Annotated in this window: 27 protein-coding genes, 1 other RNA gene and 2 pseudogenes; 16 read left to right on the forward strand and 14 right to left on the reverse strand. The window is 62.9% G+C overall.

Going from position 1 to position 22,169, the window contains the following annotated elements; translation table 11 throughout:
* Window positions 1-588: tetratricopeptide repeat protein (locus NKH35_RS08700; protein WP_352914174.1), on the forward strand; the 588-nt coding region annotated here is incomplete at its 5' end.
* 9 nt (window positions 589-597) lie between these two features.
* On the opposite strand, the gene NKH35_RS08705 is transcribed toward NKH35_RS08700, so the two are convergent.
* A complete protein-coding gene (locus NKH35_RS08705) occupies window positions 598-1,614 on the reverse strand; it encodes a zinc-dependent alcohol dehydrogenase family protein (protein WP_352911251.1) in 1,017 nt (338 codons plus the stop codon).
* Between the two features lie 101 nt (window positions 1,615-1,715).
* On the opposite strand from NKH35_RS08705, the gene NKH35_RS08710 reads away from it, so the two are divergent.
* The 6 genes from NKH35_RS08710 to NKH35_RS08735 all read left to right on the forward strand — a co-directional run bounded on the left by NKH35_RS08710 (window position 1,716) and on the right by NKH35_RS08735 (window position 7,175).
* Entirely contained in the window at window positions 1,716-2,579 is an 864-nt protein-coding gene (locus tag NKH35_RS08710; RefSeq protein ID WP_198029287.1) for a LysR family transcriptional regulator, read from the forward strand.
* A 141-nt stretch (window positions 2,580-2,720) separates the two neighbouring features.
* On the forward strand, window positions 2,721-3,287 hold the full coding sequence (gene efp / locus NKH35_RS08715; protein WP_023668757.1) for an elongation factor P: 567 nt from the start codon (window positions 2,721-2,723) through the stop codon (window positions 3,285-3,287).
* Window positions 3,288-3,309: 22 nt separating this feature from the next.
* Window positions 3,310-4,110 carry an inositol monophosphatase family protein gene (locus NKH35_RS08720; protein WP_023684166.1) on the forward strand — a complete coding sequence of 267 codons (801 nt, stop codon included), beginning with the start codon at window positions 3,310-3,312 and terminating at the stop codon, window positions 4,108-4,110.
* Between the two features lie 206 nt (window positions 4,111-4,316).
* The gene (trhA, locus tag NKH35_RS08725) at window positions 4,317-4,937 is read left to right on the forward strand and encodes a PAQR family membrane homeostasis protein TrhA (protein WP_023694587.1); all 621 of its coding nucleotides are present in this window, start codon (window positions 4,317-4,319) and stop codon (window positions 4,935-4,937) included.
* A gap of 179 nt (window positions 4,938-5,116) precedes the next feature.
* Complete coding sequence (locus tag NKH35_RS08730; protein WP_023668754.1) at window positions 5,117-6,142, forward strand: MotA/TolQ/ExbB proton channel family protein; 1,026 nt, start codon at window positions 5,117-5,119, stop codon at window positions 6,140-6,142.
* Window position 6,143: 1 nt separating this feature from the next.
* Window positions 6,144-7,175 (forward strand): peptidoglycan -binding protein, encoded by a 1,032-nt coding sequence (locus tag NKH35_RS08735; RefSeq protein WP_023698439.1) that lies wholly within the window; start codon window positions 6,144-6,146, stop codon window positions 7,173-7,175.
* Between the two features lie 139 nt (window positions 7,176-7,314).
* On the opposite strand, the pseudogene NKH35_RS08740 reads toward NKH35_RS08735, so the two are convergent.
* A pseudogene (locus NKH35_RS08740) lies at window positions 7,315-7,443 on the reverse strand (DUF1304 family protein); the annotation flags it as partial.
* A 153-nt stretch (window positions 7,444-7,596) separates the two neighbouring features.
* Here NKH35_RS08740 and NKH35_RS08745 point away from each other — a divergent pair.
* Window positions 7,597-9,084, forward strand: coding sequence for a carboxypeptidase M32 (locus tag NKH35_RS08745; RefSeq protein WP_352914179.1), 1,488 nt, complete (start codon window positions 7,597-7,599; stop codon window positions 9,082-9,084).
* A 10-nt stretch (window positions 9,085-9,094) separates the two neighbouring features.
* Here the strand turns inward: NKH35_RS08745 and NKH35_RS08750 are convergent, their stop codons facing one another.
* Window positions 9,095-10,897: an ABC transporter transmembrane domain-containing protein gene (locus NKH35_RS08750; protein WP_023733003.1), complete on the reverse strand. Its 1,803-nt coding sequence runs from the start codon at window positions 10,895-10,897 to the stop codon at window positions 9,095-9,097.
* A gap of 204 nt (window positions 10,898-11,101) precedes the next feature.
* Here NKH35_RS08750 and rpmE point away from each other — a divergent pair, with 204 nt between their 5' ends.
* Complete coding sequence (rpmE, locus tag NKH35_RS08755; protein ID WP_023668748.1) at window positions 11,102-11,323, forward strand: 50S ribosomal protein L31; 222 nt, start codon at window positions 11,102-11,104, stop codon at window positions 11,321-11,323.
* A gap of 186 nt (window positions 11,324-11,509) precedes the next feature.
* Here rpmE and NKH35_RS08760 read toward each other — a convergent pair whose 3' ends face one another.
* Complete coding sequence (locus tag NKH35_RS08760) at window positions 11,510-12,151, reverse strand: TetR/AcrR family transcriptional regulator (RefSeq protein ID WP_023684159.1); 642 nt, start codon at window positions 12,149-12,151, stop codon at window positions 11,510-11,512.
* 118 nt (window positions 12,152-12,269) lie between these two features.
* On the opposite strand from NKH35_RS08760, the gene NKH35_RS08765 reads away from it, so the two are divergent.
* A complete protein-coding gene (locus NKH35_RS08765; RefSeq protein ID WP_352914182.1) occupies window positions 12,270-13,094 on the forward strand; it encodes an NAD(P)H-binding protein in 825 nt (274 codons plus the stop codon).
* Window position 13,095: 1 nt separating this feature from the next.
* Window positions 13,096-13,572 carry an anthrone oxygenase family protein gene (locus tag NKH35_RS08770; protein WP_023733001.1) on the forward strand — a complete coding sequence of 159 codons (477 nt, stop codon included), beginning with the start codon at window positions 13,096-13,098 and terminating at the stop codon, window positions 13,570-13,572.
* A gap of 158 nt (window positions 13,573-13,730) precedes the next feature.
* Here the strand turns inward: NKH35_RS08770 and NKH35_RS08775 are convergent, their stop codons facing one another.
* The 4 genes from NKH35_RS08775 to NKH35_RS08790 all read right to left on the reverse strand — a co-directional run bounded on the left by NKH35_RS08775 (window position 13,731) and on the right by NKH35_RS08790 (window position 16,139).
* Window positions 13,731-14,021, reverse strand: a complete 291-nt coding sequence (locus NKH35_RS08775) for an Rdx family protein (RefSeq protein WP_352914185.1) — start codon at window positions 14,019-14,021, stop codon at window positions 13,731-13,733.
* A complete protein-coding gene (locus NKH35_RS08780) occupies window positions 14,018-14,806 on the reverse strand; it encodes an RDD family protein (RefSeq protein WP_352914187.1) in 789 nt (262 codons plus the stop codon). Before NKH35_RS08780 ends, NKH35_RS08775 begins: the two co-directional genes overlap by 4 nt.
* Window positions 14,807-14,886: 80 nt before the next feature.
* Window positions 14,887-15,636 carry a YebC/PmpR family DNA-binding transcriptional regulator gene (locus tag NKH35_RS08785; RefSeq protein ID WP_352914188.1) on the reverse strand — a complete coding sequence of 250 codons (750 nt, stop codon included), beginning with the start codon at window positions 15,634-15,636 and terminating at the stop codon, window positions 14,887-14,889.
* Between the two features lie 179 nt (window positions 15,637-15,815).
* Entirely contained in the window at window positions 15,816-16,139 is a 324-nt protein-coding gene (locus tag NKH35_RS08790) for an ArsR/SmtB family transcription factor (protein ID WP_023744976.1), read from the reverse strand.
* A gap of 51 nt (window positions 16,140-16,190) precedes the next feature.
* On the opposite strand from NKH35_RS08790, the gene NKH35_RS08795 reads away from it, so the two are divergent.
* From NKH35_RS08795 to NKH35_RS08805, 3 genes are read left to right on the forward strand one after another with little or no spacing between them, the layout of a single operon-like run.
* Complete coding sequence (locus tag NKH35_RS08795; RefSeq protein WP_352914189.1) at window positions 16,191-16,673, forward strand: SRPBCC domain-containing protein; 483 nt, start codon at window positions 16,191-16,193, stop codon at window positions 16,671-16,673.
* 20 nt (window positions 16,674-16,693) lie between these two features.
* Window positions 16,694-17,056, forward strand: a complete 363-nt coding sequence (locus NKH35_RS08800) for a VOC family protein (RefSeq protein ID WP_023728642.1) — start codon at window positions 16,694-16,696, stop codon at window positions 17,054-17,056.
* Between the two features lie 27 nt (window positions 17,057-17,083).
* On the forward strand, window positions 17,084-17,566 hold the full coding sequence (locus NKH35_RS08805; protein WP_023832603.1) for an SRPBCC family protein: 483 nt from the start codon (window positions 17,084-17,086) through the stop codon (window positions 17,564-17,566).
* 21 nt (window positions 17,567-17,587) lie between these two features.
* Here the strand turns inward: NKH35_RS08805 and NKH35_RS08810 are convergent, their stop codons facing one another.
* From NKH35_RS08810 to ssrS, 5 genes are all read right to left on the reverse strand, one after another.
* A complete protein-coding gene (locus NKH35_RS08810) occupies window positions 17,588-18,349 on the reverse strand; it encodes a TerC family protein (protein ID WP_352911266.1) in 762 nt (253 codons plus the stop codon).
* Window positions 18,350-18,419: 70 nt separating this feature from the next.
* Window positions 18,420-19,244: a TIGR00282 family metallophosphoesterase gene (locus NKH35_RS08815; RefSeq protein WP_352911269.1), complete on the reverse strand. Its 825-nt coding sequence runs from the start codon at window positions 19,242-19,244 to the stop codon at window positions 18,420-18,422.
* Between the two features lie 56 nt (window positions 19,245-19,300).
* Complete coding sequence (locus NKH35_RS08820; RefSeq protein WP_352911271.1) at window positions 19,301-19,828, reverse strand: DUF3592 domain-containing protein; 528 nt, start codon at window positions 19,826-19,828, stop codon at window positions 19,301-19,303.
* An 83-nt stretch (window positions 19,829-19,911) separates the two neighbouring features.
* Window positions 19,912-20,496, reverse strand: coding sequence for a 5-formyltetrahydrofolate cyclo-ligase (locus NKH35_RS08825; protein WP_352759214.1), 585 nt, complete (start codon window positions 20,494-20,496; stop codon window positions 19,912-19,914).
* Between the two features lie 92 nt (window positions 20,497-20,588).
* Window positions 20,589-20,744, reverse strand: a non-coding RNA gene (gene ssrS / locus NKH35_RS08830) — 6S RNA.
* Between the two features lie 149 nt (window positions 20,745-20,893).
* Between ssrS and NKH35_RS08835 the strand changes: the two genes are divergently transcribed.
* Window positions 20,894-21,094 carry a hypothetical protein gene (locus NKH35_RS08835; protein WP_156033771.1) on the forward strand — a complete coding sequence of 67 codons (201 nt, stop codon included), beginning with the start codon at window positions 20,894-20,896 and terminating at the stop codon, window positions 21,092-21,094.
* An 8-nt stretch (window positions 21,095-21,102) separates the two neighbouring features.
* Window positions 21,103-21,336 carry an RNA-binding protein gene (locus NKH35_RS08840; protein ID WP_352914191.1) on the forward strand — a complete coding sequence of 78 codons (234 nt, stop codon included), beginning with the start codon at window positions 21,103-21,105 and terminating at the stop codon, window positions 21,334-21,336.
* On the opposite strand, the pseudogene NKH35_RS08850 reads toward NKH35_RS08840, so the two are convergent.
* Window positions 21,326-22,167: pseudogene (locus NKH35_RS08850) on the reverse strand (BRO family protein). The gene NKH35_RS08840 and the pseudogene NKH35_RS08850 sit on opposite strands and share 11 nt — an antisense overlap.
* Window positions 22,168-22,169: the final 2 nt, after the last annotated feature.

Below are 22,169 nucleotides of genomic sequence, written 5' to 3' on the forward strand. Positions count from 1 at the left end.
CGAGACTCCAAGACCGCCCAGCGGGCCCCGTCGGCGCTGAGGCCCCCCCCCCCCGCCCCCGCCACCCCGCGGGCGCAGATCACCCCCCCCAATTGGCGCGTCCCGCTGCCCCCGGGCCCGCCCGCCCCCCCCAGGGCTGTGCCTTATTATGAGCGTGCCGCGGCGACAGGGCTTGCCGACGCCCAGTATGCGATGGCGCAGGTCTATGCCAATGGCGTCGGCGGCAAGACCCGCGACGATGGAAAGGCCCGCAGCTTGCTGGCACAGGCTGCCAGGCAGAACTACGACACCGCGCAGATCGATCTTGCCGCCTGGATGATCGAGGGCCGGGGCGGTGTTCGCGACCTGAAATCCGGCTTCAACTGGATGAAGCAGGCAGCTGAAGGCGGCAATGTCGCTGCCCAGAACCGGTTGGCAAAGCTCTATATGGGCGGCATCGGAACCGACCCCGACCTGATCCTGGCCGGGGCCTGGTATGTGGTCGCCCGCCGCGCCGGCCTTATCGATCCGGAGATGGACGATTTCCTGCAAGGGCTGACCGACGATCAGACAAAGCAAGCCTTGCAGAAGGCCAACCGCCTGCCCTGACACGCAACGTCACTGTGTATGATCCAGCACGACCTTGCCGAAGGGAGAGCCGTGTTCGAGATGGCGAAAGGCCTGCGCTGCCTCTGCCCATGGGAAGACCCGGTCGATCACCGGCCGCAGCCGATTGACGGCGAGCGCCCGGTTCATCGCTTCGAAGGACTCGCGCGAGCCGACCGGTATGCCGCGTGCTTTCACCTGGCGTCGGAAGATGTCGAGCGGATTGATCACCCCTTCGCTGCCGCCGAGATAACCGATGACGTTGATCTGGGCGCCGCGCGCCGACGCCTTGAGCGACTGCGCGAAACTTTGGGGACCACCGACTTCGATGATGTGATCCGCGCCGCGGCCATCGGTCAGCGCCAGCACGGCCGACGACCAATCCGGATCGTCGCGGTAGTTGACGCCATCATGCGCGCCAAGCCTCTTCGCCCGGGCAAGCTTCTCATCGCTGCTCGACGTAACAATGACGCGCGCGCCGGCCGCCCTTGCCAACTGCACGGCAAACAGCGACACGCCGCCGGTGCCGAGGCTGAGCACGGTTTCGCCTGGCTTGAGCTTGCCCTCGGTGAACAACGCATGCCAGGCAGTGACGGCGGCGCAAGGCAATGTCGCCGCCTCTACGTCGCTGAGATGCGCCGGCGCGATGACAGCCGCCTGTTCGTCCAGCCGGGCGAATTCGCTCAGCAAACCGTCGATCGGGCCGCCGCGCTGGTAGGAAGGTTCGGCCATGGCGAAGCTGCCGCCGACCCATCGCTGCCAGAACGTGCCGCAGACCCGGTCGCCAACCTTGAAGCGGCTGACCTCGGGGCCAAGCGCGACGACCTCGCCGACGCCGTCGGAAAGCGGCACCAGCGGCAAGGGGAATGTCGTGTGATAGCTGCCGCGCGCGATCTCGACATCGCGGTAGTTGAGCGCCGTCGCCCTGACGCTGACGATCATCTCCTGACGGCCGGGTTCCGGCATTGGCCGTTCGACCATCTCGAGATTGTCGATGCCGCCCGGCTTCTGCAGTTCGATTGCCTTCATTGTCGTCGTCCTTTCGTTTGAAAGGAAAATTGCTTGCCAGGCGATGGATTTCAAATTCATAATGTTTACAATGATTATGCCTACGAGACATGGTTCTGGCTATGCTTGAGGAATTGCGCACGCTCGCCCTGTTTGCCGAGGAGGGCTCGATCCAGAAGGTCGCCCGGCGCCTGCCGCTGACCCAGCCCGCTGTGACCCGGCAGATCCAGCGGCTGGAGGACATGCTTGGCACGACGCTGCTCGACCGCCGGCAAAAGCCGCCGCGACTGACGCCGACGGGGCTGGAAGTGCTGGCGCGCGGCCGCGATATCATCGCTTCCGTAGAAGCGCTGAAATCCTTCGCCGGAAAGACCGAGCCGGAAGGACTGTTCCGCCTGGGTCTCGCCCATGGCCTCTCGGACCGCGACATCGCCGGGGCCATCGCCAACGCCGCGGCGGCGTTCCCGAAAGTGTCGCTACGGCTCAAGACCGGCTGGAGCGCCGAACTGATCGATCAGTTCGAACGCGGCGAGCTCGATGTGACGATTGTTCTGCGATCGTCGGATAAGCCAGGCCCGGAAGCGCTTGGCACTGAACGTCTTGGCGTCATAGCTGCGTCCACCGTCCCCGATCCGGAAGACGGTGGCCGGACACCCATGCCGTGGGTGCTTAGTCCGGCCCCTTGCGACGCGCGCCAGAAACTCATGTCGGTTCTGGTCGGCGGAAGGCGTTGTTTCGAGATCGCGGCGGAGATACAGGATCCGGCCTTGCAGATGGAATGGGTCCGTCGGGGGCACGGCCTTGGGCTAATGCCGTTGCGTCTTGCAAGGCGCCGACTTCCCGACGGCCTCATGCTCGTCAACACGGAAGATGTCGACCTTTCCTTACAGGTCGCCGCACTTCGCTCGCCTCATCTCAACCGGCTGACTGAGGCTGCGGATGCCATCGTCGAGGCCGTCGGCAAAGTCATTGCAGCCCAAGTTTGAGGCTACCAGCCGCTGTCGGGCGATCTGGCATCCCTTGCCTCTCCTGCCGATTTGTGGTCTTGGGGGCCCGAAATCGCTTGTCCAGCGACCATCCCCATACCAACGGCCAAGCCGTTGGTAGCATCCCGGATCAATCTCATCATGGCCAAGATCAATGGCAACGAAATCCGTCCCGGCTATGTCATCGAACACGATGGCGGCCTTTGGGTGGCGGTCAGGACCAACACCGTCAAGCCCGGCAAGGGCGGCGCGTACAACCAGGTCGAACTGAAGAACCTGATCAACGGCACCAAGCTCAACGAGCGCTTCCGCTCGGCGGAGACCGTCGAGCAGATCCGGCTCGATCTGAAGGATTTTTCCTTCCTCTACGCCCAGGACGACGCGCTGGTGTTCATGGACACGCAGAGCTACGAGCAACTCGAGCTGGCGAAGGATTTCGTCGGCGACCGCGCCGCCTTCCTGCAGGACGGCATGATGGTGACGGTCCAGCTCTATGAGGACAGGCCGATCGGCATTTCGCTGCCCGACCAGGTGACGCTGACCATCACCGAGGCCGACCCGGTGGTGAAGGGCCAGACGGCCGCGTCCTCGTACAAGCCGGCGGTGCTGGAAAACGGCATCCGCGTGCTGGTGCCGCCATTCATCGGCGCCGGCGAACGCATCGTCGTCGACACCAACGAACTCACCTACATGCGCCGCGCAGACTGACGCGTAGGCAGGAACAGATACGATGGCACGCTCCGCACTTCTCAATGTCATGGTCCAGGCCGCCATGAAGGCCGGCCGCTCGCTGTCGCGCGACTTCGGCGAGGTGCAGAACCTGCAGGTGTCGATGAAGGGACCGGGCGACTATGTCAGCCAAGCCGACCGCAAGGCCGAGGACATTCTGTTTGCCGAACTGTCGAAGGCACGGCCGGGCTATGCCTTCCTGATGGAAGAGCGCGGCATGATCGCAGGGGACGACGACCAGCACCGTTGGATCGTCGACCCGCTCGACGGCACCACCAATTTCCTGCACGGCATTCCGATCTTTTCCATCTCGATCGCGCTGGAGCGACAGGGCCAGTTGGTCGCCGCTGTCATCTACAATCCGGCAATGGATGAGCTCTACACCGCCGAGCGCGGCGGCGGCGCCTTCATGAACGATCGCCGGCTGCGCGTTGCCGGCCGCAGCAAGCTCACCGACTGCGTCATCGGCTGCGGCGTGCCGCATCTCGGCCGCGGCCAGCACGGCAATTTCCTCGTCGAGTTGCGCAATGTGATGGCCGAGGTCTCGGGCGTGCGCCGCCTGGGTTCCGCCGCGCTCGATCTCGCTTATGTCGCCGCCGGCCGCATGGACGGCTTTTGGGAAACCGGCCTGTCGGCCTGGGACATTGCCGCCGGCCTGCTGCTGATCCGCGAGGCCGGTGGCTTCGTCTCCGACATGGATGGCGGCCAGGATATGCTCGAGGCGGGTTCGCTCGTCGCCGGCAACGAGGTCATACAGCGCGCGCTGCTCAAGGCGGTGAAGAAGCCGCTTTCGGCGCGCTGATCACTTGGCATGCCGGCGCGGCGTGCTGAAGCGCCGCAGTCGCAAAACCGCAATCAAAGCTTGAAATACTGCCCGGCGGCCGCCCAGATAAGGGTGACGCAGGATTTTTTATGACGAGCATACCTTCACTATCCTCGCGAGAAGCGCAGCCAGACCAGCCAGTTGAAATCCCTTATGTCGGGCGTTGGCACTACTCGCGTGCGGAGATGATCGCCGATGGCATCGTCCATGCGGTCGGCATCGTGCTGGCGATAGCCGCCGGCTCGGCGTTGCTGGCGCTGGCCGCCTTCCATGCCGGTCCCGGCGAATACATCGCCGCCGCCTTCTTCGTGGTGTCGCTGCTGACTGTGCTGTCGATTTCGCTGACCTACAATCTGTGGCCGGTGACGTCGCCGGCGAAGTGGATCTTGCGGCGCTTCGATCATGCGGCGATCTATCTCCTGATCGCCGCGACCTACACGCCCTTTCTGGCCCAGCTCGACGGCTCGCCGCTGGCGCTGCCGATGATTGTCCTTGTCTGGACCGCTGCTTTGACCGGCATTGCCATGAAAGTGTTCCTGCCCGGCCGCTTCGATCGTCTGGCCATTGTCTTCTATCTCGCCATCGGCTGGAGCGGCGTCGTCCTGGTCAAGCCGCTGGTGGCGACGTTGCCGACGACCTCGATCGCGCTGATTGTCGCCGGCGGCATCGTGTACTCCTGCGGCGTCATCTTCTTCGCCTGGAAACGCCTGCGCTTCCACAATGCCCTCTGGCACGGCTTTGTCGTCACCGGCGCCGGGCTGCATCTTGCCGCCATGGTCGACTGCCTGGTCGTCAACCGCCTCTGAACGGCGTGGTGCGGCCCGACAGTCGGGCAATATTGCCAAGCGCCATTCAATTTGGTCACAATTCCGTTTAGAGTCGCGAATTACGTGATCGGCGGCACTGGAGCGGTTCCAGGGAAGTATGAGCGGCTTCCCGTTCGGAATTGCGTCAAGGCAAATAGAGCATCGGAAACGGGGCACGGATGGCTTTTCTCAGATCCTTCGGCGTGGGCAGGCGTTCTGATGTCCTGATGTACGATCCGCACAAACTGTCGAGCCCGCAGGTCTTCCTCCTGACCATGGTCATCTTCCTGGTCATCGTCGCCTTCATCGCCGCCATCCTCACCCGCCAGATCTCGACCGCTTTCGGGAGCAATCCCGGCCTCAACGGCCTCATCGTCGGCGTCCTTGTGGTCGGCATCCTGCTCGCCTTCGCCCAGGTCGGACGACTGTTTCGCGAAGTGCGCTGGGTCAATTCCTTCCGCGCCGGTTCCGAAACCACCGAGCCGGTGCTGCTGGCGCCGATGAAGGCGATGATCGGCCGTTCCTCGACGGTCGCCTTCTCGACGTCTTCGATGCGCACCATGCTGGATTCGATCGCCACCCGCCTCGACGAAAGCCGCGACACCTCGCGCTATCTCGTCGGGTTGCTGGTGTTCCTCGGTCTGCTCGGCACCTTCTGGGGCCTGCTCAACACCATCGGCTCGATCCGCGAAACCATCGAATCGCTCGATCCCGGCACCGGCGACGCCGCCGCCGTGCTCGATTCGCTGAAGCAGGGGCTGTCGGCGCCGCTGGCCGGTATGGGTACGGCCTTTTCGTCCTCGCTGTTCGGCCTTTCCGGGTCGCTGGTGCTAGGCTTCCTCGACCTGCAGGCCGGCCGCGCGCAGACCCGCTTCTATACCGAGCTTGAAAACTGGCTGTCCTCGGTCACCGATCTCTCCTCCGACATCGCCGTCGCCGACCCGGCCAAGACTGAATCCTCCGACGAGATCCGGGTCCTGTCGGAACGGCTGCGCAGCATGCAGGAAAGCGGCGGCGGCTCCAATCCGCGCGTCGCCACCGCCATGGCCAATCTCGCCGACGGCATTTCCGGACTGGTCAAGAACATGCGCTCCGAGCAGCAGATCATGCGCGACTGGGTCGAGGCCCAGTCGGACGAGCAGAAGGCGATGCGCAACACGCTGGAAAAGATCGCCGACGCGCTGAAGAAACCCGGGGTCCACTAGCATGGCTCTCGCCAGGGGCCGGCGCACCGATCGCCGGATCGACTATTGGCCGGGCTTCGTCGACGCGCTGTCGACGCTGCTGCTGGCCATCATGTTCCTGCTCACCGTTTTCGTGCTGGCGCAGTTCCTGCTCGGACGCGAACTCTCCGGCAAGGATACGGCGCTCACGCGCCTCAACTCGCAGATCAACGAACTGACGCAGTTGCTGGCGCTGGAGCGCTCGAGCGCGCAGGACAAGGACGATTCGCTGGCCAATCTGCAGGCGTCGCTGTCGGCGGCGGAAGCTGAGAAGAGCCGGCTCGAGCAGTTGCTGGCGCAAGGCGCCGGCGCCGGCGACGCCGCCAACCAGCGCGCCGCGGAGCTCGGCGGCGAACTCGACAGCCAGCGCCAGATCAGCCAGCAGGCGCTGAGCCAGGTCGAGATCCTGAACCAGCAGATCGCGGCACTGCGCAAGCAGATCGGCGCGCTCGAGGACGCCCTCAATGTGTCCGAAACGCGCGACCGCGATTCCAACACCAAGATCGCCGATCTCGGCCGTCGGCTCAATGTCGCGCTGGCGCAGCGCGTGCAGGAACTGAACCGCTACCGCTCCGACTTCTTCGGCCGCCTGCGCGAAATCCTCGCCGACCGCGAGAACATCCGCATCGTCGGCGACCGCTTCGTCTTCCAGTCGGAAGTTCTGTTCCCGACCGGGTCGGAAGTGATCAACGATGCCGGCAAGGTCGAGATGAAGAAGCTCGCCGATGCCATCATCGAGTTGCAAAAGGAAATCCCGCCCGAGATCAACTGGGTGCTGCGCGTCGACGGCCACACCGACAACAAGCCGCTGTCCGGCGCCGGCCGCTATCGCGACAATTGGGAATTGTCGACGGCGCGTTCGACCTCGGTGGTCAAATACCTGATCGAGAACGGCGTGCCCGCCAACCGGCTGGTTGCGGCCGGCTTCGGCGAATTCCAGCCGCTCGACCCCGCCGACACCGAAGACGCCCGCAACAAGAACCGACGCATTGAACTGAAGCTCACCGAACGGTGATTTTCAGTCACGCGAAATTGTTTGCCGGCTCAACTCTAGGGCGCAACGCCAAGCCGGCAAGGCCTGAAAACATTATCTTTCTTTAACTACACTTCGCGTTTCCGGGCTCCTACTTTGACGCGCAGGGCCGAGAACCGCCGGCGCTGGCGAAGTCCGGCTTGAGGTTGAACGCCCTGTGCCCGCGCGGTGTGTCCCACGCCACCATCTCCAGATAGACGATAAAGAGGTGGATCAGTGCCACCAGCCCGACCAGGATATTGCCGATCATCTTAGTCTCCCCTCCATGGCGGTGTTCCACCGTCAGCCAGCATTCCACGCACCAGCTCACCGGCGCAAGCTGCATCGGCGATAGCCACCTTTGAGGGTTGCCAATCCTGGCGCGTTGGTATCTTTTCCCGCCGTCCAAAACGCGGAACCTGCCATGTCCTTTCACAAGCTCGATGATCTCGGCCACAAGCTCGAAGCGCTGGAACATGCGCTCGCTATCCTCGGCGCCGACGAGGCGACCCACATGGCCGTCGGCGGCGGCGAGAAGCGCGCCGAAGCGATGTCTTCCCTTGCCGGCATGCTGCATATCAGGGCTACCGCGCCGGAGATCGCCGACTGGCTCGCCGCTGCAGAAGCTGAAGCGCTCAACGAGGAGCAGCAGGCGGCGGTCCGCGAACTGCGTCGCCAATACACCAACCTGACCTGCCTGCCGGTCGAATTCGTTGAGCGCCAGACGGTGGCGCGTATGCGCTCGGAGCAGCTCTGGCGCGATCTGCGCGCCAAGAATGACTGGGCAGGCTTCCTGCCGGCGCTCGAAAGTGTCATCGCGCTGGTGCGCGAGGAAGCCGCTTTGCGCGCCGACGCGCTCGGCCTCGGTCCCTACGACGCACTGATGGAGCAATACGATCCTGGCAACCGGGCCGCCGACATCACGCCGGTCTTCACCGAGCTGAAGACATTCCTGAAGGGCTTCGTGCCGGAAGCGCTGGCCGTACAGGAAGCGCGACTGGCCAAGCGCCCGCTGAAGCCGCTCTCCGGCAGCTATGCGATCGACCGGCAGCGCGAGCTTGGCCTTGCCATGATGGCTTCGGTCGGCTTCGACCTCACCCATGGCTCGCTGTCGGTGTCGCACCATCCTTTCTGCGGCGGTGTGCCGAGCGACGTGCGCATCACCACCCGCTACAAGACGTCCGACTTCCTGTCGGCCTTGATGGGCGTGCTGCACGAGACCGGCCATGCGCTCTACGAGCAGAACCTGCCGAAGGCCTGGGCGCACTGGCCGCTCGGCAAGGCGCGCGGCATGGCGGTGCATGAAAGCCAGAGCCTGTTCGTCGAGAAACAGGTCGGCCGCAACCCCGAATTCTGGCGCTGGGCGCTGCCCGTGGTCGAAAAGCATCTCGGCGAAGCCTGGTCGCTCGACGACATCCTGCCGCATGTGCACCGGGTCGAGCGCGGCCTGATCCGCGTCGACGCGGACGAGGTAACCTACCCGCTGCATGTCATCCTGCGCTACGAGTTGGAGCAGGAGCTGGTCTCGGGGCGGCTGCAGGCGGCCGACCTGCCCGAAGCGTGGGACGCCAAGATGCGGGAGTATCTTGGCCTTTCGACCATCGACAACCCAGCCGACGGACCGATGCAGGACGTGCATTGGCCGGGCGCCGCCTTCGGCTATTTCCCGTCCTATACGCTGGGCGCCATGATGGCGGCGCAGCAATGGGCTGCGCTGACGCGCGACCATCCTTCAGCCGACAGCGATCTCGCCAGGGGCAATTTCGCCGCCATCAATGACTGGCGCCGCGACAATATCTGGTCGCAGGGATCGCGCTGGTCGACGCCCGAACTGCTTGAGCGCGCCACGGGCGAGAAACTGAATGCCGCGCATTTCACCGAGCATCTCCGCAAGCGGTATGGTCCCGCCTGATTGCGGGTTGCTACTCCGCGGCACCCCTGAAGGCGCTTGCTCCGGTTTCGAACTGCAGCTTGGCCAGCCTTGCATAGATGCCGCCCTTGGCGACCAGGCTCTGGTGCGTGCCTTCCTCGACGATGCGGCCGCCATCCATGACCAGGATGCGGTCGGCCTTCAGCACGGTCGCCAGCCGGTGGGCGATGACGATGGTGGTGCGGCCCTGCATCAGCCGTTCCAGCGCCGTCTGCACCAGCGTTTCGCTTTCGGCGTCGAGCGCCGACGTGGCTTCGTCGAGCAGCAGGATCGGCGCGTCGCGCAGGATGGCGCGGGCGATCGCCACGCGCTGACGTTGGCCGCCGGACAAGGTGACGCCGCGCTCGCCGACCTGGCTATCGTAGCCCTTGTCGAGCCTGAGGATGAACTCGTCGGCCAGCGCGTCCCCGGCGGCGGCCTCGATCTCGGCATTCGTCGCGCCCGGCCTGCCAAAGCCGATATTGTCGCGCGCGCTTGCCGCAAAGATGGTGACATCCTGCGGCACGATCGCAATGCGCTCCCGCACTTCAGCCGGATCGGCTTCGCGCACGTCGACGCCGTCAATGGCGATGCGGCCGGTTTCGGGATCGTAGAAGCGCAGAATCAGCGAAAAGACGGTGCTCTTTCCGGCGCCCGACGGGCCGACGATCGCCACCGTCTCGCCGGGCTTGACCTGAAAACTCAAGCCGTGGACGGCGGCACGGTCCGGCCTTGCCGGGTAGGAGAAGGAGACGTCGTCGAAACTGATCGCGCCTGTCGCCTTGGCGGGCAGCGGCAGCGGATTGGCCGGCGGTTGAATCGCCGGCGTCTCGTCGAGTATCTCGGTCAGCCTTTCGGCCGCACCCGCCGCCTGGGCAAGCTCGCCCCAGACTTCCGACAGTGCGCCCAGCGCGCCTGCGGCAAACACGGAGTAAAGCAGGAACTGGCCGAGCGTACCGGGCGACATCGTGCCGGCAAGCACGTCACGCGAGCCGAACCACAACACCGCCACGACCGAGGAAAAGATCATGAAGATGGCAAGGAAGGTGAGCAGCGAGCGGGAGAAGATCGACGAGCGCGCCGCTTGGAAGGCGGCTTCCACCGCGGCCGAGAACCGCCCGGTGACCAGCGTCTCGTTGGTGAACGCCTGCAGCGTGCGCACCGCGCCGATCTGCTCGCTGGCATAGGCGGTCGCTTGCGCCAGCGTATCCTGCGCCTGCCGTGACCGGCGCCTCACCGAACGGCCGAACGCGACCAGCGGCAGCACAATGAGCGGAATGGCCGCGATCACTAGGCCCGACAGTTTCGGGCTGGTGACGACCATCATCGCCACCGCGCCAAGGCCGAGGATGACGTTGCGCAACGCCACGGAGGCGGTGGCGCCGACGGCGGATTTCACCTGCGTGGTGTCGGCGGCAAGCCGCGAGACGATCTCGCCCGACTGGGCGGTGTCGAAGAAGGACGGCGAAAGCGTCGTGACATGCGAAAACACGTCGCTGCGGATGTCGGCAACGACCCGCTCGCCGAGCGTGATGACGAAGTAGTAGCGTCCGGCCGACGCCGCCGCCAGAATGGCTGCCATCGCCACCAGGGCGGCGAAATACTCGGCGATGACGACGGTGCCGGAAGCACTGAAACCGTGGTCGATCATGCGCCGCACGGCCAGCGGCAGCGCCAGCGTCGTCGCTGCGGCGATGGCGAGCGAAATGAGGGCGCCTATGACCAGTTTGCGGTAGCGGAATATGTAGGGATATAGGCGCCTGAGCGGCCCGAGCGAGCGCCTGCGCCCGTCTTGCTCGCCGCTGATGTCCGCCATGACCGTTTCCTCTGGCCGCTTCCAGGTTGGCGCTTTCAATATGCGCCTGCCGCGGCCTTGTGATTCAATTCCGGCTGATGTATAGGCTCGCCGACCGTTTTAGAAGCCGTGGCTTTTCAATAGCTGCGGCTTCGAGTTTTAAAAAGGGGCGCATCGACGCAGGCCACGGGCCGTCGGCAGCGCCACAAGCCAGGAAGCACGACAATGAAGGCCGATATCCATCCCGACTACCACACCATCAAGGTCGTCATGACCGATGGCACCGAATACTCGACCCGTTCGACCTGGGGCAAGGAAGGCGATACGATGAACCTCGATATCGACCCGACCACGCACCCGGCCTGGACCGGCGGCCAGCAGACCCTGCTCGACCGCGGCGGCCGCCTGTCGAAGTTCAAGAAGCGCTTCGAAGGCTTCGGCCTCTAAAGTTTACCTGTATCGCTGAATAAAGAACCCGCCTTTGTGGCGGGTTTTTTGTTGCCGTCAAAGTCAGTCGCTTCAAGCTAACGCGCCGATACCTCCCGCTTGTGGGGAGGTCGGCCCAAGGGTCGGATGCGGTCCGACGCGTCCACCCTGCTGCTTCGAAGCGACCCTTCCCAGAGTGGTGCGAGCCTACCCGTCCACCAATTCCCGCAGCGCCATGCGCTTGTAGGCGGCGACCAGCCTGTCGCCCTCCTGCCGATCGACCGAGATCGCCAGCCGCACGGCAGCCTCGCCCATCTGCCAGACCAGAAACGCTGTGGTCTCCAGCGCCACCGGATCGGCGCCGGGATGCAGCCGCTTCAGCACCATGGTCAGGAATTCGGCATTTGCCCGGCTGTCGGCGAGTTCGAGCTGGCGCAGCGCCTTGTCGGCCTGCGTGCCCGACCAGATGTCGCGCATCACCGGCTCGGCCAGGAACAGCTGATAGTAGATATCCACCAGCTCCGAAAACGCCTGCCGCAGGCCCTCGGCGTCGACGACATCCTTGAGCGCCGAGGAGATGCAGGCCTGGCTTTCGGCGGTGTAGCGCTCGGCCAGCGCCCAGACGATCGCCCGCTTGTCGGGAAAGAACTGGTAGAGCGAGCCGATCGACACCGCGGCCCGTTCCGCCACCTCGCCCATGCGCATGGCGTCGCTGCCTTGCTCGGCAATCAGCGCCGAGGCTGCGGCCAGCATGCGCTCGACCCGCTCGCGGCTGCGCTGCTGGGTGGGCGCCCGTCGCGGCGATGCGACCTGCTCCTGGGCAGATGCGGGCGTTGCTGTGTCTTCCATGACGGCCTCCGGTCTCGACAAAATCTGCCAACAGACGGCTTGACTCCCAAAATACGAGGGTTTATCACGTTTTGCAAATGTGAGGATTACTCATATTTGTAAACAGAGGAAAACCACAATGACCGACACCAAACCAGTCCTGATCCTCGGTGGCACTGGCAAGGCCGGCCGTCGCCTCGCCGAGCGGCTGACCTCACAGGGCATTCCCGTGCGCATCGGCTCGCGTTCCGGCAGCCCCCGCTTCGACTGGGAGGTTCCGGCGACCGGGGAGCCTGCCATGCAGGGCGTGGGCGCCGTCTACATCAGTTACTATCCCGACATCGCCGTGCCGGGCGCCGCCGAGACCGTCGGCGCCTTCGCCAGGCTTGCGGTGGCAAATGGCGTCACCCGCATGGTGCTGCTCTCCGGCGGCGAGACCGAAGCCCAGCGCGCCGAAGAGATGGTCAAAGCCTCGGGCGCTGACTGGACGATCCTGCGTTGCGCTTGGTTTTCGCAGAATTTCAGCGAAGGTTTTCTCGTCGAGTCCTTGCGGCAAGGCGAAGTGGCTTTGCCTGTCGGCCCTGTTGGCGAGCCCTTCGTCGATGTCGACGACATCGCCGATGCTGCCTTCGTTGCGCTGACCGAACCGGGTCATGTCGGCCAGCTCTATGAGTTGACCGGGCCGCGGCTGCTGAGCTTCGCCGACGCGGTCGCCGAGATCGCCAAGGCGACCGGCCGCGACATCCGCTATATCAAGATCTCGCATGACGAATTCACCGCCGCGACGGCGGCACACGAACTGCCGCCCGAAATCGCCTGGCTGCTCAACGAGCTGTTCACCGAAGTGCTTGACGGCCGCAACGAGACGCTGACCGACGGTGTCCAGCGTGTGCTCGGCCGCGCGCCGAAAGACTTTTCCGCCTACGCAAATGAACCCGCCGCAATCGGCATCTGGAGCAACTGAGATGATCAAGCTTCTTCCCACCCTCACCATCATCGCCGCAATCGGCTCGGGCGTCGTCGGCGGCGTGTTTTTCGCCTTTTCCAATTTCGTCATGGCAGCACTTGCCCGGCTGCCGGTCCCCCAAGGCATCTCGGCGATGAATTCGATCAACATCACGGTAATCACGCCCACCTTCATGACGGCGCTGTTCGGCACCGGCCTGCTCTGTCTGGTGCTTATCGCCGCCGCCATCATGGGCTGGAGCCAGTCCGGCTCGCACTGGTTGCTTGCCGGTGCCGTGATCTATTTGATCGGCAACCCGATCGTGACCATGGTCTTCAATGTGCCGCTCAACGATGCGCTCGCCGCCGTCGACCCGGCCAGCGCCAATGGCGCAGCCGTCTGGGCGAACCATCTGAACCAGTGGGTGATGTGGAACCACGTCCGCACCATCACCGCCATCGTGTCGATGGCCTGCTTCATCTTCGCATTGCTGTGAAAGTCGTCAAGCAAGGTAAGCTGTGTTGAGATTCAGGTCAGGTCGAGTCGAAAATGGTGGCTTCCGAGAACCGGAGCGGAGCGTACTCAAGTACGTGTGCACCGGAAGCGCAGGAAGCCGTCATTTGCAGGCCGGCCTCACCTGAATCTCGACGCAGATTAGGCCTTGCGGTCGGAATGGCCGAGATCCCGGTCCGGATCAATGACGTCGCGCACCAGCTGCTTGAGCTTGGCTGCATCGGGAAAGCCGCCGTCGCGCTTGCGGTCCCAGACCAGCACATCGTTGCAGGAAACGGTGAAGATGCCGCCTGTGCCCGGCACCAGCGTCACTTCGCCAAGATCCGTGCCGAAGGTGGAGAGCAGTTCCTGCGCCATCCAGCCGGCCCGCAGCAGCCACTGGCACTGAGTGCAATAGGTGATGACCACGCGGGGCCTCTCCGGCACACTCATTTCTGGGCCTCCTGTATGCGCACCGTGGTATTTGCGAATCGATCGTGTATCGGGTCGTCGCCCAGAGCTATGGATATCGCAATCCAGACCGGCCAGATCAGCACCAAAACGAGGGCAGCGGATGCAACCACTATTTCCAGGCTGGAGTAATCCTGCACGCCACCGGGAGCGGTGCCCCAAGCCTGAAAAGCATACCAGCTTCCCGTCAGGACGATCGGTAATGCGCCGAGAAACTTGATAAGTTGCCGCCGAACAGCCTTTCTCGCCGGCAGGCCGACCCTATGTCTGTCGTCCTCATCATGTACAGTGAGCTCCGTGAGCCGCTTGCCGATTGATTGGCCGGACTTCAACTCCATAATGAGGAGATAAGACGCCAGAGCGATCAGCTCGAGGAAACCCAGGTCCAATGCTGCAGGCCTGAAATTCCCTTGCGAATCCAGATCGATCGAGATGGAGGAGGTTTCTCCAGGCTTTGAGCCCGGCGCCGTACCCACGCTCCATATGGCGACCGGCAAACCAAGTACTGATGTTCTACACACCTGCCAGTCATAACGGGCAAGTGTCGGGGCACCGTGAACCGTACCCTCCTGGCATAGTTTCCAGTTCAGCCAAAAGCTGCCTTTTACGCCACCGTTGGTCAGCAGAAATAGAGCCCCTACGAGCAAATAGAGGGCGATCAGGATTACAAGGTAGTCGATGAGTGCAGCGAGAAACCGTCGCCATATGCCGGGCCGGCGAGGCCAGGCCACCGCATCGGCAAAACTTGCCTCTTTATAGTCGGTCATCGGCCCCCCTGATAACTGACTAATCTATAGGCAGGCCGCCGTCATACAGCAATATTCGCATCCGACTGTATTGCACGGACCTACGCCGCGCTGAGCTTGGCCATGGTCTCGTCGTCGACCTCGAAATTGGCGTAGACGCTCTGCACGTCGTCATCGTCGTCGAGCGTTGCCACCAGTTTCATCAGCGATTGCGCCCGCTCTTCGTCGACCGGGACATTGTTCTGCGGCTGCCAGATCGGCTTCACCGATTCGGCCTCGCCAAGCGAGGCTTCCAGCGCCTTAGACACTTCGCCCATACTCTCAAACGCACAGTAGATGGTGTGGCCTTCCTCGTCGGACTCGACGTCATCGGCGCCGGCCTCGATCGCCGCGTCCATCACCTTGTCGGCGCTGCCGGCGGAGGCCGGATAGTAAATCTCGCCGGCGCGGTTCCACATGAACGACACCGAGCCGGTTTCACCAAGCGCACCCCCGGCTTTGGTGAAGGCGGCGCGCACATTCGAGGCCGAGCGGTTGCGGTTGTCGGTCAGCGCCTCGACGATCAGCGCCACGCCGCCTGGCCCATAGCCTTCATAGCGCACCGCTTCGTAATTCTCGGCATCGCCCATCGATGCCTTGTTGATGGCGCGCTGGATGTTGTCCTTCGGCATCGACACCGCCTTGGCGTTCTGAATGGCCAGGCGCAAACGCGGGTTCATCGACGGATCCGGTGTTCCGCTCTTGGCGGCGACGGTGATTTCGCGCGCCAGCTTGGAAAACATTTTTGACCGCACCGCGTCCTGCCGGCCCTTGCGGTGCATGATGTTCTTGAACTGTGAATGGCCAGCCATGGCACCCCTGTCGTCTTCGGCTAGAGCATCCCGAAGCGAGGTGGTCTCACCTCGTCTTCCCGGGTACTCGAATTCAAATTTCAGAGCCGTCTAAGGTGCAACGCGATGGATGCACGGCGTTCTCTGTCGGAATGGCCGGCTTATAGATAAATCGGCTCAATTCGTCCAGCCGCGCCGGTTCAGCCCTCCAGATCGGATTTCAGCCGGTCGATAATGCTGAGCGCATGGCCGGCATACTGGCTGATCCAGCGGTCGTGGATGTGCTTGATCGGCAGCGCGTTGAGATGGTTCCAGCGCTCGCGCCCTTCGCGCTTTGCCACCACCAGTTCGGCTTCTTCCAGCACCTTGAGATGCAGCATGACGGTGCAGCGATCGATATCGGGAAACGCCTCGCACAACATGCCGGTCGTCTGCGGCGCATCCTTCAGCCGATCCAGCAATTCGCGACGGCGCGGATGCGCCAACGCCTTGAAGACGTGATCGTCTGCGGTTTGGCTTGACATGTTATGTTTATATAACATATCGTCGAGCCAATCAAGGAAGGAGCTGTGGATATGTCTCTTGGATTCAGAGTTTCCGGGCGCATCGGCAAACCGGTCGCAGAAGTCTTCGACGCAGTCGTCAATCCGGAGAAGCTCAGCGGCTATTTCACCACCATTGGCGGCGCCAGCGCCCCGCTGGAAGCCGGCATCGGTGCCGTCTGGTGGGGAAAAGTGCCGGTCGAGGTCGATGAAGTGGTCAAGGACAGCCGCATCGTGTTGCGCTGGGATGCCACAGATGCCGACGACAGGCCGGCCTACAAGACACGCATCGAGATGAACTTCGAGCCGCTGGACGATGGCGGCACCCTTGTGACCATTGCTGAATCCGGCTGGCCGGAAGGCGTGGTCGGCCTGCAGAAATCCTACCTCAATTGCGAGGGCTGGTCGCAGATGCTGGCCTGCATGAAGGCCTATGTCGAATACGGCATCAACCTGCGCGACGGCTACTACCGCGGCGAGATGAGGGGCGAGCCGGCCAACGAGACAAACAGATGAACCGCGCAACGGAGCCCGCAATGACCGCGAAAATGACAGGTGGAATCAACATCGCCATGAAAGTCCCGTCGCATCAGTACGAGGCGACGATCGCCTTCTATCGCGACGTCGTCGGCTTGAATCCATTCACCGCCAAGGCGCCGGCCATCGGCTTCGAGCTCGGCCCCAACCGTCTGTGGATCGACGAGGCGCCGATGCTGAGCCAGGCCGAAGTCTGGCTTGAGCTTTTCACCGACGATTCTGCAGCCATTGCGGATCATCTCGCCAAGGCCGGCGTCGTCCGTTGCGACGCGGTCGAGCCCCTGGGCGAAGGCTTTCGCGGCTTCTGGATCGCCAACCCGGCCAGCATCGTTCACATGGTGCGCGAGCCTGACGCCTGGTGAGCGCAAACCGGACAAGAAGGAGCATCGATGGAAATTCACAAAACGCCGACTGCCGAAGCCGGCATGCTGATCAGGCGGCCGGTCGACGAGGTCTTCGAGGCGATCGTCAACCCGGCCATCACCACGAAATTCTGGTTTACCCACAGCAGCGGCCGGCTGGATAGCGGCAAAGAGGTTCGCTGGGAGTGGCGCATGTACGGCGCCTCGGCGATGGTCAATGTCAGCGAGATCGTCGAGAACAAGAAGATCGTCATGCAATGGAGCGATCCGCCGACCACTGTGGTCTGGACATTCACGGAGATGCCCGGCGCCGAAACGCCTGACGGTGCGACCTTTCTTGAGGTCAGCAATTTCGGCTTCGCCGGCACCGCCGACGAGCAGGTCAAGCAGGCGGTCGGCTCGACCGACGGCTTCGCACTGGTGTTGGCTGGTGCCAAAGCATGGCTGGAACAGGGCCTGTCGCTTGGCCTGATCGGCGACCGTTATCCGAAGGGCGTGCCGGGGCGCTAGGATCGCCCCGATCGCCCAGCCTCAATGCCCACCGCTGGGTTTCTTCCTTCGCCGCGCCAGCATGTTGAGGCCCTCGACCAGGGCGGAAAAGCCCATCGCGGCGTAGATGTAGCCCTTCGGCACATGATAGCCCATGCCGTCGGCGATCAGCGTCATGCCGATCATCAGCAGGAAGCCCAGCGCCAGCATGACGATGCTCGGGTTCTTGGCGATGAAGTTGGCCAGCGGCCCGGCCGCCAGCATCATCACGCTCACCGCCACGATCACGGCGATGTACATGATGGCAATCTCGTCGGTCATGCCGACGGCGGTGATGATCGAATCGATCGAAAAGACGAGATCGAGCAGCAGGATCTGGAAGATGGCGCCGGCAAGCGAGATCTGCAGCGTCTCGCCCATCATCGTATCCTTGTGGTCGTCGGGATCGACGGTGTGGTGGATTTCCTTGGTCGCCTTCCAGACCAAGAACAGGCCGCCGGCAATCAGGATCAGGTCGCGCCAGGAAAAGCCATGGCCGAACGCTGTGAACACCGGCGTCGTCAGCTGCACGATGATGGAGATGGTTGCGAGCAGCACCAGCCGCATGATCAGCGCCGCCGAGATGCCGAGACGCCGGGCGCGGGCGCGCTGCGCTTCCGGCAATTTGTTGGTCAGGATCGAGATGAAGATCAGATTATCGATGCCGAGCACGACCTCGAGCACGATCAGCGTCAGCAACGCGACCCACGCGGTTGGATCGGCAACAAATTGAAAATGCGGCGCCAGGAACTCAACGAGCTGCATGGAGGTCGTCCCCTCTACGATCTAGAGCAGTTTCGTCGCCAGTTAGGTACTATATTCCACCATATCAATGTCACGACCAGAAGGATGGCGCGGTTTCTTCAAGCCGAGGCCCGCGGCGAAACGGCGCGATCTTTTCGGCCAGGCCCGTCCGGTCGGAAATGTCGACGCCGACGCCGGACAATGTCGCCGGTCCGGTCGCCGCCTCGAAGCGGCCTTTCGGCACTTTCGACAGGAAGCGGTTGAGCGGCTCTTCCTTGTCCATGCCGAGCGAGGAATCATAGTCGCCGCACATGCCGGCATCGGACATGTAGCCGGTGCCGCCGTTGAGGATCTGGTGGTCGGCCGTCGGCTGGTGCGTATGGGTGCCGATGACGAGGCTGGCGCGGCCGTCGACGAAATGCGCGAAGCACATTTTCTCCGAGGTCGCTTCGGCATGGAAGTCGATGACCACGGCATCGGCCTGCTCGCCCAGCGGACAGGCGGCCAGCTCGCGCTCGCCGGCCTGGAACGGATCGTCGAGCTCGGGATGCATGAACACCCGGCCCATGATGTTGGCGACCAGCACGCGCGCGCCGTTTTTGGCGATATAGACGCCGGAACCGCGCCCCGGCGTGCCCTTGGGGAAGTTGGACGGGCGCAAGAAGCGCTCCTCGCGCGGCGCGAAGACCAGTGCGTCGCGCTGGTCCCAGACATGGTTGCCGGTGGTGACGACATCCGCACCGGCGGCGATGGTGTCGCGAAAAATGTCTTCGGTGATGCCGAAGCCGCCGGCGGCGTTCTCGCCATTGACGATGACGAAGTCGAGTTTGAAATCCGAGATCAGGCCGGGCAGTTGTTCCCACACCGCCGTACGTCCCGATTTGCCCACCATGTCGCCGAGGAAGAGAAGTCTCATGCCCACTTCTATCCAGAGGCACGGACGCTAGGCAAGCGCTACCCGGGCGATTGGCGCTAACGCCGGCCGAAAGTACCACGCTGCTGTTGAGACGGCTTTGCGCTCGCGCCCGCGACGCGAACTGCCGAAGGCATCATCGGTGACGCCGGCGGTGCGGCGCGTCCGCGCAGCCAGAAGAACCAGACGTAGAAAACAGTGAACCCACCAGTAGCGGCCAGGAGCAACAGCCCGCCGCGCCAGCCCTTCATCGCCGCGGTATCGAGGATCGATGGATTGGCAGGGTTGTAATACAACTTCACCGCGTCGCCTTTGGACGCCGTGTAGAGGCCGATGTCCTTTCCCTTGCCGGACCACGTCATCGGTGCATCGTTCGCGACATAGGTGACAGCGACGTTGATGCCTTTCGCGGTGAGGCCATTACCCTGGGCTTCGCTGTAGGAACTGACATCCGTCACTGTGGCAACCGTCTGATGCCAGGCGAACTGGTGGTGCAGGGCCGTTCCGGAAATGTGCAATGCCATCGCGAACAGCGTTACCGCGATGAGGACGAACGGCATCAGCAGGAAGCGTGCGAAGACAAACATGGATGGCCGCCATCGGATCGGACTGTGTTGCCGGAATACTATCCGGCACGTCTTGGAAACGCGTTAAGCGGGATCGCGGTCTTTTAAGCGATATCGAAGCGGCGCAAACCGCTCTCGGTCAGTATTTCCGGGATGATGACGTCGTGCGCCTCATCCGGCACCAGACCCACCTCCTGGCAATCGAAGGCGATGCCGATCAGTCGTGGCGGCTGGCCCTTGTCGATCAGCCTGGCGATGGCGCGGTCGTAATAGCCGGCGCCATACCCGATGCGATGACCGCGGCTGTCGAAGGCCGCGAGCGGCACCAGCATCACCGCGGGATCGAGAACCTCGGCCTCCGCATGCGGACCGACCGTGCCAAAACCCATCTCGACCATCGGCGCGCCGCGCACCAGTTCGCGAAAGACTATGGTGGTCTTGTCGAGGATGGCCGGCAGGCAAAGCCTGGCCCCCTTCTCGCGCAAGGCGAACATCAGCGGCCTGACGTCGACTTCCGATCGCATCGGCCAGAAAGCTGAAACGATCTGACCCGGCTCGATGGCGAGGTGGTCGCGCGCCGTCTCGGCCATCTCAAGCGCGATCTCCACCCGCCGCAGCGGATCGAGCGCATCGCGACGGCCGAGTGCCTCGAGGCGCAACTGCTTTTTCAGGTCTTTGGGAGATGTCATGCGCGGACGATAGAAAAGGTCGGATCTGGGTGACGTTTCATGAGCGACGTTTTCTACCACATCATCCGCCAAACTGGGCGGATACAGGTAAGTGACGATCCACACAACCGGTGGAGAGAGCGATCCCGGGAACCTACAAAGTAGGTGGGCGCCGTATGAGAAAACCCACGGGTCTTCCCAGGGACAGCTCCCTAAGGATCGTTAAGGCCCCGGGGAAAATGTTCTCCTGCCGGGAAGCGCAGACCGCCAAGCCCAATATAGGCGGCTGGTCGGTCAAGCGCTAGTGACATGAGGTAGTGTCTCAGTTTGAAATTTGAAATATGCGAAAGCGCCTATCCGGGTTTGCCCGCATAGGCGGAAACGCCTATATGCTTAGCGGAAAGCATGGAGTGGTTGTGTGGCGATCCGTTGCCTTGTTAAAATTGAAAACGAAGCGTCGATGTGGACCTTCGCGTCAACGCCTGTGATAGGCGACTGGGTGCACATGCCATCCGGCGATAGTCTGGCCATCTACGCGGTAACCGAGATAACACATGTGCCGCAGCCGGCGGACGTGGAGAAGGTGCCGCTGGTGTTTGTCACTCTGGAAAGCACATAGGAGTAGCAATGCCAACCGGACCTAAAGGCCAGAAGCGCCCCGCCGACGTGATCGGCAACGCCGTCCGCGTCATGCGCATTGCCACTGGCGATGAAGACGACACCGTGATCGACGACGGCAAAGACCCCGCTGCAAAGGCGCTGGGCGCCAAGGGCGGGAAGAAGCGCGCCGAGAACATGACGCCAGAGCGGCGCGCTGAATTTGCCAAGAAGGCAGCGGAAAAGCGGTGGGCTAAGACTTAATTTCGAGTTTGCGGGCCGCCTTCACTCTCTTTTCGACTACCCTGATCGGCTCGGCAACCGGAAGGTTTTCCGGCATCGTTGAGCCGTTTTCGCGCATCACCTTCCGCACGTCCTGCGCAATCTTCTTATTGCGGTCTATGACCCGGTATTCGCCTTTGATGCCTTCTTTTTTGATGACGTCAGCGGCCATGTTCATCTGAAATCGTTTGCCGACAATTCCAGCGGCCCGGCGTAGTCGAAGGGGTTGTCTTCCCGCTTCAAACCTTTTCGCGCCATCACATCGCGTCTCGGCATATCATAGAGGCCCTGATACCGGGCATCGTGAAACAGAGCTTGCTTCGAATTGGGGACGCCAGCTTCCTTCGCCACTCCGCTGACAGTGCGGAACGCGGTCGTCACTTTGTCCCGCAGATTCAGCCGCTTCTCATCCTGGGTCAGTGCGTCTTCTGCTTCCATGCGATGGGTCTGGACAACGAAGTAAGCCTGAGCGGCGGCGATCTCGGCTTTGCTCGGGTCGCCGTTCATGGCGATGAGACGGCACGCGGCGCGACTGAGGAAGTAATCCAAGCCTTCTCGTTTTCCGCCCCCTCCGAGTTCCATCATTTTGCTTGCACGAGCAATATGATGTGACGGATCAATCGTGTTAGCCGTGAATGAGGAGGCGGCACGCTCAATCACTGGCTCGAACTTATCCCATACAGGGTAACCCAACACTGGATGGATATCCCGGGCCATCCAGTATTCCTGCCCGTTCGAGCCTTCCTGTCTGAGCTTTTCCAGTCGGTCGATGGTGGATCGGTAGGCAGGAAGTTCCTCAATCGCTGTTTCCATGT

Source organism: Mesorhizobium sp. M1143, assembly GCF_040318435.1.
GTDB lineage: Bacteria > Pseudomonadota > Alphaproteobacteria > Rhizobiales > Rhizobiaceae > Mesorhizobium.

Coding starts and splice junctions, on each gene's coding strand:
- NKH35_RS08705 (WP_352911251.1), bottom strand. CDS start 1,614: ATGAAGGCAATCGAACTGCAGAAGCCGGGCGGCATCGACAATCTCGAG.
- NKH35_RS08710 (WP_198029287.1), top strand. CDS start 1,716: ATGCTTGAGGAATTGCGCACGCTCGCCCTGTTTGCCGAGGAGGGCTCG.
- efp (WP_023668757.1), top strand. CDS start 2,721: ATGGCCAAGATCAATGGCAACGAAATCCGTCCCGGCTATGTCATCGAA.
- NKH35_RS08720 (WP_023684166.1), top strand. CDS start 3,310: ATGGCACGCTCCGCACTTCTCAATGTCATGGTCCAGGCCGCCATGAAG.
- trhA (WP_023694587.1), top strand. CDS start 4,317: ATGATCGCCGATGGCATCGTCCATGCGGTCGGCATCGTGCTGGCGATA.
- NKH35_RS08730 (WP_023668754.1), top strand. CDS start 5,117: ATGGCTTTTCTCAGATCCTTCGGCGTGGGCAGGCGTTCTGATGTCCTG.
- NKH35_RS08735 (WP_023698439.1), top strand. CDS start 6,144: ATGGCTCTCGCCAGGGGCCGGCGCACCGATCGCCGGATCGACTATTGG.
- NKH35_RS08745 (WP_352914179.1), top strand. CDS start 7,597: ATGTCCTTTCACAAGCTCGATGATCTCGGCCACAAGCTCGAAGCGCTG.
- NKH35_RS08750 (WP_023733003.1), bottom strand. CDS start 10,897: ATGGCGGACATCAGCGGCGAGCAAGACGGGCGCAGGCGCTCGCTCGGG.
- rpmE (WP_023668748.1), top strand. CDS start 11,102: ATGAAGGCCGATATCCATCCCGACTACCACACCATCAAGGTCGTCATG.
- NKH35_RS08760 (WP_023684159.1), bottom strand. CDS start 12,151: ATGGAAGACACAGCAACGCCCGCATCTGCCCAGGAGCAGGTCGCATCG.
- NKH35_RS08765 (WP_352914182.1), top strand. CDS start 12,270: ATGACCGACACCAAACCAGTCCTGATCCTCGGTGGCACTGGCAAGGCC.
- NKH35_RS08770 (WP_023733001.1), top strand. CDS start 13,096: ATGATCAAGCTTCTTCCCACCCTCACCATCATCGCCGCAATCGGCTCG.
- NKH35_RS08775 (WP_352914185.1), bottom strand. CDS start 14,021: ATGAGTGTGCCGGAGAGGCCCCGCGTGGTCATCACCTATTGCACTCAG.
- NKH35_RS08780 (WP_352914187.1), bottom strand. CDS start 14,806: ATGACCGACTATAAAGAGGCAAGTTTTGCCGATGCGGTGGCCTGGCCT.
- NKH35_RS08785 (WP_352914188.1), bottom strand. CDS start 15,636: ATGGCTGGCCATTCACAGTTCAAGAACATCATGCACCGCAAGGGCCGG.
- NKH35_RS08790 (WP_023744976.1), bottom strand. CDS start 16,139: ATGTCAAGCCAAACCGCAGACGATCACGTCTTCAAGGCGTTGGCGCAT.
- NKH35_RS08795 (WP_352914189.1), top strand. CDS start 16,191: ATGTCTCTTGGATTCAGAGTTTCCGGGCGCATCGGCAAACCGGTCGCA.
- NKH35_RS08800 (WP_023728642.1), top strand. CDS start 16,694: ATGACCGCGAAAATGACAGGTGGAATCAACATCGCCATGAAAGTCCCG.
- NKH35_RS08805 (WP_023832603.1), top strand. CDS start 17,084: ATGGAAATTCACAAAACGCCGACTGCCGAAGCCGGCATGCTGATCAGG.
- NKH35_RS08810 (WP_352911266.1), bottom strand. CDS start 18,349: ATGCAGCTCGTTGAGTTCCTGGCGCCGCATTTTCAATTTGTTGCCGAT.
- NKH35_RS08815 (WP_352911269.1), bottom strand. CDS start 19,244: ATGAGACTTCTCTTCCTCGGCGACATGGTGGGCAAATCGGGACGTACG.
- NKH35_RS08820 (WP_352911271.1), bottom strand. CDS start 19,828: ATGTTTGTCTTCGCACGCTTCCTGCTGATGCCGTTCGTCCTCATCGCG.
- NKH35_RS08825 (WP_352759214.1), bottom strand. CDS start 20,496: ATGACATCTCCCAAAGACCTGAAAAAGCAGTTGCGCCTCGAGGCACTC.
- NKH35_RS08840 (WP_352914191.1), top strand. CDS start 21,103: ATGCCAACCGGACCTAAAGGCCAGAAGCGCCCCGCCGACGTGATCGGC.